At 67.5% G+C, this 13,624-nt stretch carries 17 protein-coding genes; 6 read left to right on the top strand and 11 right to left on the bottom strand.

Going from position 1 to position 13,624, the window contains the following annotated elements; all coding sequences use genetic code 11:
* The first annotated feature begins 144 nt into the window (after window positions 1–144).
* Window positions 145–285, top strand: a complete 141-nt coding sequence (locus tag B0I31_RS41235; RefSeq protein WP_219910797.1) for a hypothetical protein — start codon at window positions 145–147, stop codon at window positions 283–285.
* A 183-nt stretch (window positions 286–468) separates the two neighbouring features.
* Entirely contained in the window at window positions 469–711 is a 243-nt protein-coding gene (locus B0I31_RS25750) for a helix-turn-helix domain-containing protein (RefSeq protein ID WP_106617984.1), read from the top strand.
* Here B0I31_RS25750 and B0I31_RS25755 read toward each other — a convergent pair whose 3' ends face one another.
* A complete protein-coding gene (locus B0I31_RS25755; protein ID WP_106617985.1) occupies window positions 712–1,542 on the bottom strand; it encodes an SDR family NAD(P)-dependent oxidoreductase in 831 nt (276 codons plus the stop codon). It abuts the gene before it with no gap.
* A 40-nt stretch (window positions 1,543–1,582) separates the two neighbouring features.
* A complete protein-coding gene (locus B0I31_RS25760; RefSeq protein WP_106617986.1) occupies window positions 1,583–1,945 on the bottom strand; it encodes a nuclear transport factor 2 family protein in 363 nt (120 codons plus the stop codon).
* A 78-nt stretch (window positions 1,946–2,023) separates the two neighbouring features.
* Between B0I31_RS25760 and B0I31_RS25765 the strand changes: the two genes are divergently transcribed.
* On the top strand, window positions 2,024–2,818 hold the full coding sequence (locus B0I31_RS25765; RefSeq protein WP_106617987.1) for a MerR family transcriptional regulator: 795 nt from the start codon (window positions 2,024–2,026) through the stop codon (window positions 2,816–2,818).
* A gap of 57 nt (window positions 2,819–2,875) precedes the next feature.
* On the opposite strand, the gene B0I31_RS25770 is transcribed toward B0I31_RS25765, so the two are convergent.
* From B0I31_RS25770 to B0I31_RS41955, 6 genes are all read right to left on the bottom strand, one after another.
* A complete protein-coding gene (locus B0I31_RS25770; protein ID WP_106617988.1) occupies window positions 2,876–3,055 on the bottom strand; it encodes a hypothetical protein in 180 nt (59 codons plus the stop codon).
* Window positions 3,056–3,066: 11 nt separating this feature from the next.
* Complete coding sequence (locus tag B0I31_RS25775; protein ID WP_106617989.1) at window positions 3,067–3,435, bottom strand: hypothetical protein; 369 nt, start codon at window positions 3,433–3,435, stop codon at window positions 3,067–3,069.
* A gap of 211 nt (window positions 3,436–3,646) precedes the next feature.
* Window positions 3,647–3,910, bottom strand: coding sequence for a hypothetical protein (locus B0I31_RS25780; protein ID WP_106617990.1), 264 nt, complete (start codon window positions 3,908–3,910; stop codon window positions 3,647–3,649).
* Entirely contained in the window at window positions 3,911–4,231 is a 321-nt protein-coding gene (locus B0I31_RS25785; RefSeq protein ID WP_106617991.1) for a DUF6247 family protein, read from the bottom strand.
* A gap of 796 nt (window positions 4,232–5,027) precedes the next feature.
* On the bottom strand, window positions 5,028–5,312 hold the full coding sequence (locus B0I31_RS41950; protein ID WP_245950396.1) for an integrase core domain-containing protein: 285 nt from the start codon (window positions 5,310–5,312) through the stop codon (window positions 5,028–5,030).
* Between the two features lie 75 nt (window positions 5,313–5,387).
* Entirely contained in the window at window positions 5,388–5,579 is a 192-nt protein-coding gene (locus B0I31_RS41955) for a hypothetical protein (protein WP_245950398.1), read from the bottom strand.
* 452 nt (window positions 5,580–6,031) lie between these two features.
* On the opposite strand from B0I31_RS41955, the gene B0I31_RS25795 reads away from it, so the two are divergent.
* From B0I31_RS25795 to B0I31_RS25805, 3 genes are all read left to right on the top strand, one after another.
* Window positions 6,032–6,685 (top strand): Crp/Fnr family transcriptional regulator, encoded by a 654-nt coding sequence (locus tag B0I31_RS25795; protein WP_245950469.1) that lies wholly within the window; start codon window positions 6,032–6,034, stop codon window positions 6,683–6,685.
* A gap of 206 nt (window positions 6,686–6,891) precedes the next feature.
* Window positions 6,892–7,578: a hypothetical protein gene (locus tag B0I31_RS25800; RefSeq protein ID WP_146173935.1), complete on the top strand. Its 687-nt coding sequence runs from the start codon at window positions 6,892–6,894 to the stop codon at window positions 7,576–7,578.
* A 127-nt stretch (window positions 7,579–7,705) separates the two neighbouring features.
* Window positions 7,706–9,865 (top strand): ATP-binding protein, encoded by a 2,160-nt coding sequence (locus B0I31_RS25805; protein WP_106617994.1) that lies wholly within the window; start codon window positions 7,706–7,708, stop codon window positions 9,863–9,865.
* A 179-nt stretch (window positions 9,866–10,044) separates the two neighbouring features.
* Here B0I31_RS25805 and B0I31_RS25810 read toward each other — a convergent pair whose 3' ends face one another.
* The 3 genes from B0I31_RS25810 to B0I31_RS41960 form a co-directional block, all read right to left on the bottom strand.
* Window positions 10,045–10,641: an integrase core domain-containing protein gene (locus tag B0I31_RS25810; RefSeq protein WP_106617995.1), complete on the bottom strand. Its 597-nt coding sequence runs from the start codon at window positions 10,639–10,641 to the stop codon at window positions 10,045–10,047.
* A 60-nt stretch (window positions 10,642–10,701) separates the two neighbouring features.
* Window positions 10,702–12,135: a group II intron reverse transcriptase/maturase gene (gene ltrA / locus B0I31_RS25815; protein ID WP_106617996.1), complete on the bottom strand. Its 1,434-nt coding sequence runs from the start codon at window positions 12,133–12,135 to the stop codon at window positions 10,702–10,704.
* Window positions 12,136–12,701: 566 nt separating this feature from the next.
* The gene (locus B0I31_RS41960) at window positions 12,702–12,959 is read right to left on the bottom strand and encodes a hypothetical protein (protein ID WP_245950400.1); all 258 of its coding nucleotides are present in this window, start codon (window positions 12,957–12,959) and stop codon (window positions 12,702–12,704) included.
* Window positions 12,960–13,624 lie beyond the last annotated feature (665 nt).

Below are 13,624 nucleotides of genomic sequence, written 5' to 3' on the forward strand. Positions count from 1 at the left end.
CCAGGTGGGATTCTCTCGTGCCAGGCGCAGCACCAGGAGTCGGATCGAGCGGATGGTCCGTGGTCGGCCGGGCCGCTGGGGGCGGGATCTGGCTGCGTGGCGGTGGGCGAGGAGGTCCCGGTGCCATCGCAGCACCGTCTCCGGATGGACCAGCAGTCGGAGCCGGTGAAGCGTGGTGGTCGGGAGTCGGTGCAGCAGGGCGGCGAGGAAGGCCCGGTCGGCGGGGGAGAACCGTGGGCGGGCGTCTCCGAGTTGGCGTTGCAGGACCATGATCTGGTGGCGTAGCGCCAGGATCTCCGTGTCCTTGTCCCGGTCGCTCATGGGCAGCAGGCGCAACAGCGCGAACGTGTTGGTCATGCCCAGGTAGGCCAGTCGAAGCAGCACAGCCGGTCATCATGCCGCGCCCGTGGAACACGAGCACCCTCATCGGCCATCCCGAGACCTTGTCCCGACCGTGCTCTCACCTGCATGGATGGGATTATCGGCAGGCACAAGGTCGCGGACCCGCTTGGCGCGGCGGCCGCCAGCTACGGGATCACCCGCAAGACGCTCGTGCGTCACGTCGGCCGGCTCGAACGCGAACTCGGCCTCCAGATCGTGCATCGCTCGCCCATGGCGCCACACGCGATCACCGGCTACACCGTCGACGGCGACATGATCGCCGCCACCATCGCTGAAGTCCGCTGGAGCTGCGATTCCCGCAGCCGCTAGCTAGAAGTCCGTGCTGCGTGAGAGCTTCTCGTTGGCGCGTAGCTCCACGAGGGCGTTCTCATGCATCGCGGTGACAACGTCGTAGCCGGAGTTGCCGAGCACGATCCGGCGCGGCGGAACGGGTGCGTTCATCGCGCTGATCACGGCCCGCACTCCCCGCACGGGATCGCCCTCTTGCTTACCGTTGTGGTCCACGAACGCCGCCTTGACGCTCTCGACCATCGGCACGTAAGCGTCGACGACCTCGTTGACGGGCTGGTCCTGGAAGCCGGCGAAGGCCTTGGTGCGGGTTGCTCCCGGCTCTACGACGAGCACCCGCACACCGAACGGCTCGACCTCGAGCCGCAGCGTCTCCGACAGTCCTTCGACCGCGAACTTCGCCGCCGAGTAGTAGCCGAACCCCTGCGCGCTGACGAGGCCCGCCACCGACGACATGTTCACGATCCAGCCGCCGCCGCGTGCCCGCATACCCGGCAGGACCGCACGCACCACGTCGACCACGGCGAACAGGTTGAGGTCGAACGTGCGGCGGATCGTCTCGTCAGGGGCCCCTTCGATCGAGCCGAACCAGCCGCGGCCTGCGTTGTTGACGAGCACGTCGATTCCGCCGAAACGCTCCTCCGCCGACTTGACCGCCGCGCGCACCTGCTGGGCATCGGTGACGTCGAGCTCAAGAACCAGCACGCGGTCGCCGTAAGCCTCAGCCCATTCCCGCAGCTCAGCAGGCCGACGCGCGGTCACCGCGACTTGATCGCCCTGGTCCAGTGCGGCCTCGGCGTAGAGCGGACCGAACCCTCCGGGCGTCCCACCAGTGATGAACCAAGTCTTCATGTTTTTTTCTCCGTCGAAAATTGAGATGACGTGGGTTCGGTCAGGCAGGGTGGTTGGCGATGACGAGTTCGGCGATGCGGTCGTCCCGGAGCGTGAACCTGTAGTCGAGCTCGGCGACACCACCTGGAAAGGTGCCTTCGAGCCGCACGGTCACCACCCAGTGGGTGTCGTCGGCGCGGTGGGCGCCGATCTGCTCGGTCGTGTACTCGAACTCAGCCCCGGCGTCCCGCAGGAACGCGTAGGTCTCCTCTCGCCCGTGGAAGGTCTCGTCCTGGTCGACGATCACCGCGTCCTCGGTGAGGAACGACGAGGCGGTGTCGGCGTCGTGGACGACGTGGGCGGCGAAGAACTCGCGCACGGTGGTCGGGAGCAGATCGGACTGGGAATCGGTGTGCTGTGTCATGAGCCCACCGTGCAGCCTCGCGGCGCGGGAGGGTCAAGCCGTGGACTCTCCCCCAGGGAGAGAGTCCACACTGAACACGTGCTGACCATCGGGGAGTTCTCCCGCCTGACCCATCTGAGCGTGCGGACCCTGCGCCGGTACCACGAGGCCGCCCTGCTGGAACCCGCCATGGTCGACGAGGCCACCGGGTACCGCCACTACAGCCTCGACCAGATCCCGACCGCGCAGGTCATTCACCGCCTCCGTGAACTCGACGTCCCCCTCAGCGATGTGCAGCGAATCCTGCGGACCCCCGACCCCGACGTCCGGGCGGCCCTGGTCGCAGACCACCTGCAACGCCTCGAGGACGTGCTCGACCGCACCCGGGCCGCGGTCGTGTCGCTGCGGCGCCTGCTCCGGCCCGACCCGGCGCCGATCGAGGTCGAGCTGCGTGCGGAGCCTGCCCGCACAGTGGCGGCGGTGGAGGCCGTGGTCGAGCACGGCGACGTCGAGGCGTGGTTCGCTGGCGCGATGGCCGAGTTGACGTCGGCTGTCGGCGCCGCCGCGTCCGGACCTCTGGGCGGCTGCTACGACAACGCCCTGTTCGAGCAGGAGCGCGGTCACGCGCTCGTCTACCTGCCGACCGCTGCGCCGCCTCGCACCGGACGCGTGCATCCCGTAGTTCTTCCGGCTGCGGAACTGGCCGTCACCACCCACGTCGGCGAGCACGACGGCGTCGGGGTCACCTACGGCGAACTCGGGACCTGGGTGGTGGAGAACGCGATGTCGGTGGCCGGGCCGGTGCGAGAGGTCTACGTGGTAGGCCCTCGTGACGCAAGCGATCCCGCCGCGTGGCGCACCGAGATCGGCTGGCCGGTCTTTCGCGTCACCTGAAGCAGTCCGCGCGATGCGGAGTCTTGGAACAACGAGGGGTACGCCTTGATCGCGGGCTCACCGCGAGATGAGCATGGCCTGCTTCGCCGACCTGCGCGGCCACGGGTCACTGGACAGGGTCGCCAGCCGCGGCGTCACCGCAAGAGGCTCGTGCGCGACCTCGGCCGGCTCGAACGCGACCTCGGCATGACCCTCCGCGGTCGGCCGGTGTGGGAAGGAGTCGTTGGCGCTCAGCACGATCGGCGTTTTTAGCGCGACTTTAACTCCTCCAACACCGACTCGACGCGCAACTCGGGATCGGCGAGCTGCGCGGCGCGCAGCGCACCGGCCAGCACAGCCATCAGCATCTCGACGATCATTTCCGGGTCGAGCGCGTGTTCCTCGGTCAGATAGTCCCTGGCGAGTTGGTCTGCCGCCGTCGCGTAGAGCCGCACTGCCAGCCGCACCGCGGGTGAGTCGAAGTCCAGCCCCAGGTTCGCGGCGAACGCGCGGTGCCTGCAGTCGCGGATGTCGTCGTACGGCTCGGTTTCCGCGCCCGACGTCCGCAGCACCAGGTTGAGCGCGAGGTCGCGGTGTTCGACCAGGTAAGCCTGTGGGGTGCCAGAAGTCGGCCACATGACTTTACCCGCGGTTACGCGGCTGCGCGTTTGTACTCGTCGATCAGGCCGTCAAGGGCTGGTCGGCGGCGTGTCGACGGCAGCCCGATGACTTGTCGAGCGGTGCAGCACGACTCGGCGTGAGTCGACTCTATAGTTTCGGTATTGACTGAAACGCGCTGTTGTTACCAGATGCTGGGACCGCGCCCGTGAATCTTCTTGTTGTGCGCGGTCAGCCGAGGTCTTCGAGCCAGAGGACGCGTTCGACGACGATGCGTTTCTGTTGTTCGAGGATGAGGTAGACCACGAGGCCGTTGCCGTACCCGTAGACGAGCTGGCGCAGGGCGCCGTCGGGGTTGGCGCGGTGGTAGGGCTCGCCGTACCAGGGTTCGTGGGCCAGCAGGGTCATGGCCTCGGACAGCGGTCCGTCGGCTTCCGCAGGCAGTGCGTGGATCTGGTCCCAGACTTCGTCGGGGAGTTGGATCTGGTAGGTCACCTATCGGCCGCCGCGCTCCGTCTGCAGTTCGTCCCAGGTGCGCAGCCGCCCTGGTGGCTGGCTGGTGCTCTGGGTCTGGTCGATGCGCCTGAGCATCCGCTGGTGGGCGGCGGGGTCGTGCCGGGTGACGGTGGCGATGCGCCACCACTGCTCGATCACGCTACGGACCGGTTCGAGGCTGGACTCGGCCGCGGCCTGGCCCAGGGCGTGGCGGCAGTCGGCGTCGAAGGCGTCGCGTTCCTCGGGCAGCAGTGCGGCGCGGATCGCCTCGGGGGTCTTCTCGACCTCCGACGATGGCTGGTGCGCGGCTGCTGCGGTCACACCGACACGATAGCGGGTCGGCGTCGACGGTGGCCCGACGACAACGACATGATGGTGCGTGTCGTCATGCCAGTCGGTTGGCGGGCATGACTCTCCTCCTCCCCCGGCAACGGATACATCCGCTGTCCGGGTCGGAATGTGGGTCGGGTGCGCGACCGGTCGCGGTCGGCGGTCCGCAGATCGCCAAGGAGCGGGGGAGTGCGTGGGAGCGGATGCGGGGAGCAGAATGGGAGCCGTCGGACGCGTTCAACAGTATTGAACCGCATTCAACGGCGCCCAATAGCGGCATTTTTCCTGCGGTAATTACATCCGCGCTGGTAGAGGCATTATTCCGGCTTCATTCACACCGAAGAGGTCACTGGTTCGATCCCAGTATCGCCCACAGTGTGTTTTTGCAGGTCAGCGGCCCGCAGACGGATCACCGTCTGCGGGCCGTTGATCGTTCTGGGGAGCAGTTTGGGAGCAGACCTCCTTTCGGTGCCGCCGCATTTGTGGTCGGATTCGTCTGTCTCTGGTGATAAAACTGCTGGTCGCGCATCTATGGCCTTGATCGACATCCCGAGTGTCGTGGTGACCACTTCGTACCGCACCGAAGAGGTCGCGGGTGCGGTTGATTGCCGTTCGGGTCGGTTGAGGGCCGGTGCGACGTCTCGCCGGGGCGGGCCGGGTGTTCGCCGCGTGCCGGTCCGCTCCTTCCGGCCGGGCGCCGGTGCTGTCGCGGGATGGTGTCCGGTGTCACCGGTCGGTGCTCGGGCGTGTGGGGTGCCAATAGTCGGCCACGTGGCCTGACCTGCGCTTACGCAGCGATGGGTTCGTACTCGTTGATTAGGCCGCCGAGGATTGGTCGTCGACGTGTCGACGTGCAGCCTGGCTCTGCGATCGGCTGGTCTGGTTGTGGTGGTGCGAGTTGTAGGGCTTGGTGTGGTCTGCGGTGGTTGTAGTGGGTCGCGTAGTGGTCCAGCACCGTGCGCAGGTGGTGTTCGTTGAGGATGAGCAGGCGGTCGGTGGCTTCGCGTCTGACGGTTCCGACGAAGCGTTCGGCGTGTGCGTTGGCTCGTGGACACCATGGTGGGGTCTTCACGACGTGGATGCCGGCGTCGGCGAGGACTGTGTCGAACGAGGTGGTGAACTGGCCGGCCCGGTCTCGGATGAGGAATCAGAAGTCGTCGGCCCGGTCGCCGAGGTCCATGAGCAGGTTGCGGGCGTGTTGGGTGGTCCATGCTCCGTCGGGGTTGGTGGTGGCACCGAGGATGTGGACGTAGCGGGTGGCTACCTCGATGACGAAGAACACGTAGACCCGCTTGAGCGTCAGGGCGCAGTCGACTTGGAAGAAGTCGCAGGCCGGCATGCTGGCCTGTCTGCGCGCGCAGGAACCGCCGCCAGGAGGTGTCGCTGTCGCGCTGGGGTGCGGGCGGTATGCGTAGGCGCTTGAGCACGCGGCGCACGGTCGAGGCGGCGACCCGGTGGCCGAGTTTGAGCAGTTTGCCCTGGATCCTGCGGTGGCCCCAGCCGGTGTTCTCCCGGGCCATCCGCTCGATCAACGCCACCACGGCATCGTCGAACGGTGGTCGCCCGATCCGGTTCGGGTGAGTCCATTTCTTCGCGACCAGTCGCCGGTGCCACCGCAGGACGGTGCCGTAGCTCAGCATCCCAGTGCAGAGTTCTGACACCCCACACGGTCGGAGCCGGAACCGGGCAAATCTCATGCTGTCACCCATAGTGCTGTTGTCGCTACGCTGGGCGTTCGTCACGGCGGAGCGGAGGGCAATGGACGGTCCGGTTCCGGGTTCGTTGCTGGCGATGCTGTCGGCGGCCGAGGCGGCACTGGTGCTGGCTGGCGGTGTGCGGCGGCAGTTCGGGGTCGACGATGTGTTGGTGCGGGAGGGGGATCCGCCGGACTTCGTGCACGTCGTGATCACGGGATGGGTCCGGGTGTCGACGTTGGGCACTGATGGGGACGAGGTGCTGTTCGCGTTGCGTGGGCCGGGGGATGTGGTCGGGGAGTCGGCGGTGTTGTTGGGCAAGGCGCGGGGGGCGAACGTGCGGGCCGTTGGTCGGGTGGTGGTCGTTCAGGTGCCGGGGGCGGTGTTTCTCGACCTGGCGGCGACGAGGCCGGGGGTCGGATTGGCGTTGGCGCGGGGGATGGCGGTGCGGTTGCGTGAGGCGGACGCGGTGCGGGTGGACATGGCGACACTGGACGTCACCCGGAGGGTCGCCGGTTATCTGTTGCGTCTCCTGCGGGTGTACGGGGTCCGGTCGGCGGACGGACTGGGTGTCGATCTTCCGTTGACCCAGCAGGACGTGGCCAACCATCTGGGAGCCTCGCTGCGACAGGTGTCCCGATCACTGGCGGTCCTGCGTGAACGAGGCGCGGTGGTCACCGCCCGCAGACGCCTGACAGTTGCCGAACCCGGTCTTCTTACTGCCTTGGCGGGCGGAGCGCCCTCGATCTAGCCGTTCTACGCCCTATGTCGTAGAACGCCGCCGCCCATGCCCTGACCATGTCCGGAACCGGAGGCGGAGTCCGTGACGTGCGGGTGCGTCGTGGAAAGCAGTCCCTACTCCGCGGACCGAACGGACAACCGCCACGGCGCCAAGTGGGCGCTGTCCGGTTCGGAAGCCATGGCCACGTCGCGACCACGACGAGAAGAGGAGTGAGCATGGAGAATCCATCGAGGTACACCGCGTCGGTGTCCATCGGCGGCAATGCGCACGGACCGGTGGCTGCGGGCCGCGACATCACCATCACATCCAATGGCGAGGTCGATCCCCGCCAGGAGTCGCCGGTCGGCGACCTGTCGGCTGTGCACCGGGTCGTGGTGAACACCGACATCCAGGGGTCCGGCCGCCACGACAACGCGGGGCAGCGTCACCTGCGGCGGGTGTTGGCGGAGTCCCTCGCCGCGGGGGCCGCGGAACTCGGCCCGCAGGCCGATATGGCCGACCGGGGCGACGGCATGCTCGTCGTGCTGCCCGAGACGGTCACCGTGGTGGATACCCTGGACACCTTCGTCGAGGCGGCTGCGCGCGCTGTGCGTGAGCACAACAGGGCAGCCAGCGCGGACTACCGGGTCGACATGCGGATCGCGGTGCACGCGGGTTTCGTCGACCGGGTGGGCGCGCAGTGGTCGGGTGCGCCGTTGGTGCACGCGGCTCGACTGGTCGACGCAGCAGACGCCAAACGTGCTCTCGCCACCGCGGCGGAGTCCTGCGTCGCGTTGGTTCTCTCCGAGGTCGCGATGCAGGTGGTCGACCAGGGCTACAGCCGCGTCGGACCGAGCGCCTACCGACAGATCCCCTTGAGCGTAAAAGAGACCTCGGGTCGCGGGTGGCTGCGTCTGCTCTAGCTCCATGTCTGCGTCTTATTGCGGCGAAAGTGCTGGCTTGCCGGCACCTCGAACCGCTGACCGACGGGTTCGTTGCCACGAGGAAGGCAACCGTGCGCTTTCGGTTCCAGAAGAAATCGAGGGAAACGTGAACGAGACCGGAAACTTCGGTGCCCATGTCCACGGGAACGCCTATTCCAGCGTTGTCGCCGGGCACCACAATCTCGTCATTGACGCCCGCTACGGGGCGGTGAACGTGGAATTCGAGAAGGAACGGCCCCAGCCGGTACGCAGGGCGCTCATATCCGTCCTGCCCAGGCCGTCTCGGGCGCCGGTCGGCAGGGACACCGAGGCTGCGGCATTGGCCGCCGACATCGCCGCGGGAGGGCTGATCCAGTTATGCGGGCCAGGCGGTATCGGCAAGAGCACCCTGCTGCGCCACCTCGCCCGCACCCTCCAGGGCGGACCTGACGGGACAGTGTTCGTCAGCCGCGCGCACCACCAGGCAGGCGACCTCGCCCAGGAGATCTTCGAAGCCTGCTACGAGACGTGGGGGTACGCACCGTCGGCTGCGGACCTGCGCGGGTTCATGACCGGCATACGGGTCACGGTGTACGTCGACGACGCCGACCTGGCGGCCGACCAACTCCGCCAGCTCGCCGATCTGATCCCGGACGCGACCTTCGTCCTGGCCGGCCGCGAGGCGTCACTGCTCGGCGACGGAGTCGTACACGACCTCCGCGGCCTCGACCAGGACTCGGCAGCCCTGCTGATGTCCGAGGCGCTCGGCCGTCCCCTGCGAGACACCGACCAAGCCGCCATGACCGCACTGTGGCAGGTGTCGAGAGGAAACCCGCTACTGCTCGTGAGAGCCGCCGGACTGGCCCGTTCCGTCCGCCCGGGCCCCAACGGGGCAGAGATCCCGCCACCCGGCGACATGCCCCACCTGCTCCCGTCCCTGCTCGCCCAACTCGACAGCCCTACCATGACCGTGCTGTCCCTTCTCTCGACATTGCGTGACGCCGAACTGGCCCCCTCCCACGTCCGCGACCTAACCGGGGAACCCGACTCGGACGGGATCTGCGCGCGGCTGACAGACCTGGGGCTGGCGGTGCGCGGCGAGGACGGCTACCACTGCGCCCCCGGCGTCGTCACAGCGCTGCGGAACCGCGACGCCTCCGGGTTCCCACTCGAGTGGCTGTGCCAGTACTTCACCTCCTGGGCATCGGACCCCGCCACCGACCCCGCCCGCGTCGCCCGCCACAGCCGGGTCTTCGAACGGTTGGCAAGCCTGGCAAGCGAGACAGGCCGACCGGACCTCGCGGTCGCCCTGGGCAGGGCCGCCTCCCCCGCCCTCGCACGCTCACTGCGGTTCGACACATGGGGCCGAATCCTCGGCCACGGCTGGACGGCCGCGCGACACCAGGGCGACCGGCAAGCCGAGGCCTACTTCCTCCGCGAGGAATCCTTCCGGTCCCGGGTGACCGGACGACGGGTCATCGCCGCCGCCCTCGCGGCTCATGCCGTCATGCTCATGAACCCCGCAGCCGACCCAGGCGACGCAGCCGTGCGGCCGGACCTGTCCGAGACACCCCCGGGACCCGGCACCGCGTCGGAGCTATCCGAAGATTCCGCCCAGGTCACCGATCACATGACCGGACTCGACCACGACATCTCCGATCCCGTCACCCACGACTACCCGGACCTTCCCCACCCGGAACTCCACTTCGACCCCGACCCAGCCAGCCAGGACCCCGCCCAGGACACCCGCTACGGGGACGACGGTGCGACCGACACCAGCACGAGCCCGCCAGACACAACCTCCGCCGCGTCATACGCACCCGCCGCAGCCCCGACCGCCGCCGCCGGGCAGACGGCCGGAATGGCCAGCGCCGCGACCGCAGCAGCGGCCGCCACCGGAACCGGCCTACTACCACTCCTGTTACTCATCGTGATCGCCGTTATCGTCACCACGGTGGTGAAACAGCAGGATGACAGCCCGAGTGGCATCGCTGGCACCTGGAAAGGCCAAGGCGTTTCTGTGACAGTCCGGAAGGCCGGATCAGGCTCGTATGCAATACGCAATCAATGTATCGAGATCCGGCTGACCGGCAACGACTCGCAGGCATCGGGAACCGAGACACTCTACGACCCGTCCGATTGCAGTTCGCCCGTCGGGAAGGTTAGGTACAGCATCACGCTGTCTGCCGACGGGTCCGCCATCGAATTCGAAAGAACCCCGCTTCAGCTCAATCCGGGTATCGAATGCCTGAGTTGCGGTACACTGCATCTCAGTCGAACCTCCTAATTGCCAATTCCTTCGGCACCGCCGATGGCAGACGCGACCACAAGAAGCGAATCAGCCGAGATTGGCTCCGGTACGACCGGTACGGGGGAGGGCAGGGCGGTGGTCAGGGCGCGGTCCAACCGGGCCAGCTCCGCCACCCTGTGGGGTGCCAGAAGTCGGCCGCATGGTCTGACCTGCGGTTAGGCTGCGGTGGGTTCGTAGTCGTCGATGAGGCCGCCGAGGACTGGTCGGCGGCGTATCGAGGTGTAGCCCTGCTCTGCGATCGGCCGGTCCGATCGTGGTGGTGCGAGTTGCAGTGCTTGGTGTGGTCGGCGGTGGTTGTAGTGGGCCGGGTAGCGGTTCAGCACGGTCCGTAGGTGGTGTTCGTTGATGATGAGCAGGCGGTCGGTGACTTCTCGTCGGATGGTGCCGACGAACCGTTCGGCGTGGGTGTTGGCTCTCGGGCAGCGTGGTGGAATTTTCACGACCTTGATGCCAGCGTCGGAGAGGACCGCGTCGAACGAGGCGGTGAACTGGCCGGCCCGGTCGCGGATGAGGAACCGGAGGTCGTCTGCCCGGTCGCCGAGGTCCATGAGCAGGTTGCGGGCTTGTTGGGTGGTCCGTGCTCCGTCTGGGTTGGTGGTGGCGCCGAGGACGTGGACGTAGCGGGTGGCGACCTCCATCACGAAGAACACGTAGACCCGCTTGAGGGTGGCCGCACAGTCGACGGTGAAGTCGGCTCGGGGCGCGGTTGCGGTCTTGTCGACCGGTCCGTTTCCCCGAGCCGCTTCCCGCACCCGGCGTGCCTGTCTCCAGGCACCGGGCGCTCCACAAGTCCCGTAGGGTGGCTGATTTCCTCAGCTCGTGATCGGCCAGGGAGTCGGGATTGCGGTTCCCCGGTAGCGGTAGCGGGTCGTGCCCACCGTTGCCGGATTGAACAGCGGCCCTTTCTCCGAGGTCGGCCACCATGCGTCGCCCTTGTAGTAGCGGCGGCGCAGGTCCTTCCACGCCGATCGGTGGTGTTTGCGTCGAAGCCATCGGCCGACCTGTTGCCACGCGCAGTAGCTCAGGTGGCTGAAGGCGTCGGTGGACACCCCGGGGCGGAAGTAGACGCACCAGCCCCGCAGCGCCGGGTTGAGCCGGCTCAGCAGGGCGTCGAGCGGCAGGTTCGTGTCCGTCGTCCGGCAGATGGTTTTGACCTTGCCCGTCACGGCCTTGACGGCCTTGCGTGCGGGATAGGTGTAGACATACCGCCGGTCGCTTCCCCGCTTGCGGTGACGCTGGATGCGCCACCCGAGGAAGTCCAGACCTTCGTCGATATGGGTGATCAGGGTCTTCTCCCGTGACAGGCGCAAGCCCATCGTGGTCAGGACCTCGGCGATCTCCTCGCGCAGAGCCTGCGCGTCGGCCCTGGAGCCCGACACCATCAGGCACCAGTCGTCGGCGAACCGGACCAGCTTGGAGTTCGGCAGACCGTGACGGCGACGCTTGGCCCTGTCCGCTGTGCCGGTCGTGGCCCCGCCGGGGGCGTGGGCGATGTGCTCGTCCAGCACTGACAAGGCCACATTGGACAGCAGCGGTGAGAGGATCGAACCCTGCGGGGTGCCGGTGTCGTTCTCCCGTAACCGGCGATCCTCGCCGAGGATCCCGGACTTCAGGAACGCCTTCAGCAGAGCCACGACGCGTTTGTCTCCGACACGTTCGTGTACCCGGTCCAGAAGGGCGGGGTGCGCGATCTCGTCGAAGCAGGCTTTGATGTCGCCCTCCACGATCCACTCGTAGGAATGCATCGCGTGGAAACGCACCTCGGCCACCGCGTCGTGGGCCTGGCGCAGCGGGCGGAACCCGTAGGAGCACGGGAGGAAATCCGCCTCGAAGATCGGCTCCAGCACAAGTTTCAACGATGCCTGGACCACCCGGTCGGTGATCGTGGCGATCCCCAGGCGGCGCAGTTTCCCGCCCGACTTGGGGATCATCCGTTCCCGTACCGGCATCGGCGTGAAACTGCGGTCCTTGAGTGAAGTCCGCAGTCCGTCGAGGAACTCCTCGACATCCGCCGACGTCGAGATGGACATCGCCGTGCGGCCGTCCACCCCGGAGGTTCGGGCACCTTTGTTGCCCCGCACCCGGTCCCACGCGACCAACAGGAACGCGGGATCGGCGACGAGGTTGTACAGATCATCGAACCTGCGATGGGGATCGTCGCCTGCCCAACGGTGCAGTTTGGTCTGGATCCCCAGTACCCGTCGCTCCGCCCGCAAGGTGGCGGACTCCAGATCATCGGTATTCACCGGTGACACCCTCCTGGCATTCCAGTTCTTCGACTGCCGACTTGCTGGCCCCCTTCGCCATGTACGCGCCTTTCGCGCGCTCGGACTACTACGAGGCCTCCGCCCCACCCGGCAACCCCTGGTCGGCAACGGACCTGCCCGTCGCCGGACCGGCTGTCCGGCGGGTAGGGCGGCTGCGAGTGGTTCCCACGTTCACCACACGATCGATCACGGAGGGAGGTGCCCACCTCTACCCCGGCAGCATCGCCATGACTACGCCGCAGACCTTCACCATGGCCTCCTCGCCGGACTTCCAAACCGGTTTCGGAGTCGGCCACCCACAATGGTGGCCACGCGCTGCATCCCGGCCCGTATTCATCAGGTTTGAGCCGGGTGCGACTTTACGAGGCGTCAGACGGTGGTTTCTCGCGTACACCTTCCCCGCGCTGCTTGCCGGACCCGGACCGTCTGATGATGCCGACCCGTCCCGGCGTTGTCAGGGCTGCTCCCATCGCTACGCGCGTTCCCGCGCATCGACTGCCCTCAGCTTCACCGGCCAGCTGCGACTGGTCGGCGGCGGAGTCCTCTCACCTCCACTCGATCACGTAGCGCCTCGTGGCGCACTGGAAGAAGTCGCAGGCCACCAGGCTCGCGGCCTGCGCTCGGAGGAACTGTCGCCAGGAGGTGTCGGTGTCGCGCCGGGGCGCGGGCGGTATGCGCAGGCGCTTGAGCACGCGGCGAACCGTTGACGCGGCTACCCGGTGGCCGAGCTCGAGCAGCTCGCCCTGGATCCGGCGGTAGCCCCAGCCGGTGTTCTCCCGCGCCGTGCGTTCGATCAACGTCATGAGGGTGTCGTCGGCCGGTGCGGTTCGGGTAGGTCCACTTCCGCGCGACCAGGCGTCGATGCCATCGCAGGAGGGTCCCCGGTGCCACCAACCGGTGCTCGCGCAGCAGTCGGGGGAGTCGGCGCACCAGCGCGGCGAGCACCGCGCGATCGGCCCACTCCAGCCGCGGACCGGGGTTGGTTCGTCGCAGCACGGAGACCTCGTGCCGCAGTACCAGCAGTCACCGAGCCGGACAAAGATCAGGTACAGCAGTCGTAACGCCACACCCCACGATCATGCCCTGGAGGTCCAGCGTGTGCGATCGTCGCAGCTCAGCATGCCAGTGCAGAGTTCTGACACCCCACAGGTCGACTGCTGTCTCACCGGGAGTCTCGCTCACCACGCTCCCACCGCTCAGTCTCTGCCGTGACCTGCGACGTCACGATGAAAATGGCTCGATGGTGTCGTCGGTCGGTGGGCGCCCGATCCGTCGGGTAGGTCCACTTCTTCGTGACCAGGCGCCGGTGCCATCGCAGGACGGTGGCTGGAGTCAGCAATCGGTGCTCGCGCAACAGCGGAGGGAGTCGGGGAACCAGTGTGGCGGGCACCGCGCGCGGTCGGCCCGCTCCAGCCGCGGGCGCGGTTTGGTGCGGCGTGGCACGGCGACTTCATGCTGCAGCAACAGC

It is taken from the genome of Saccharothrix carnea, from assembly GCF_003014735.1.
Taxonomy (GTDB): Bacteria; Actinomycetota; Actinomycetes; order Mycobacteriales; family Pseudonocardiaceae; genus Actinosynnema; species Actinosynnema carneum.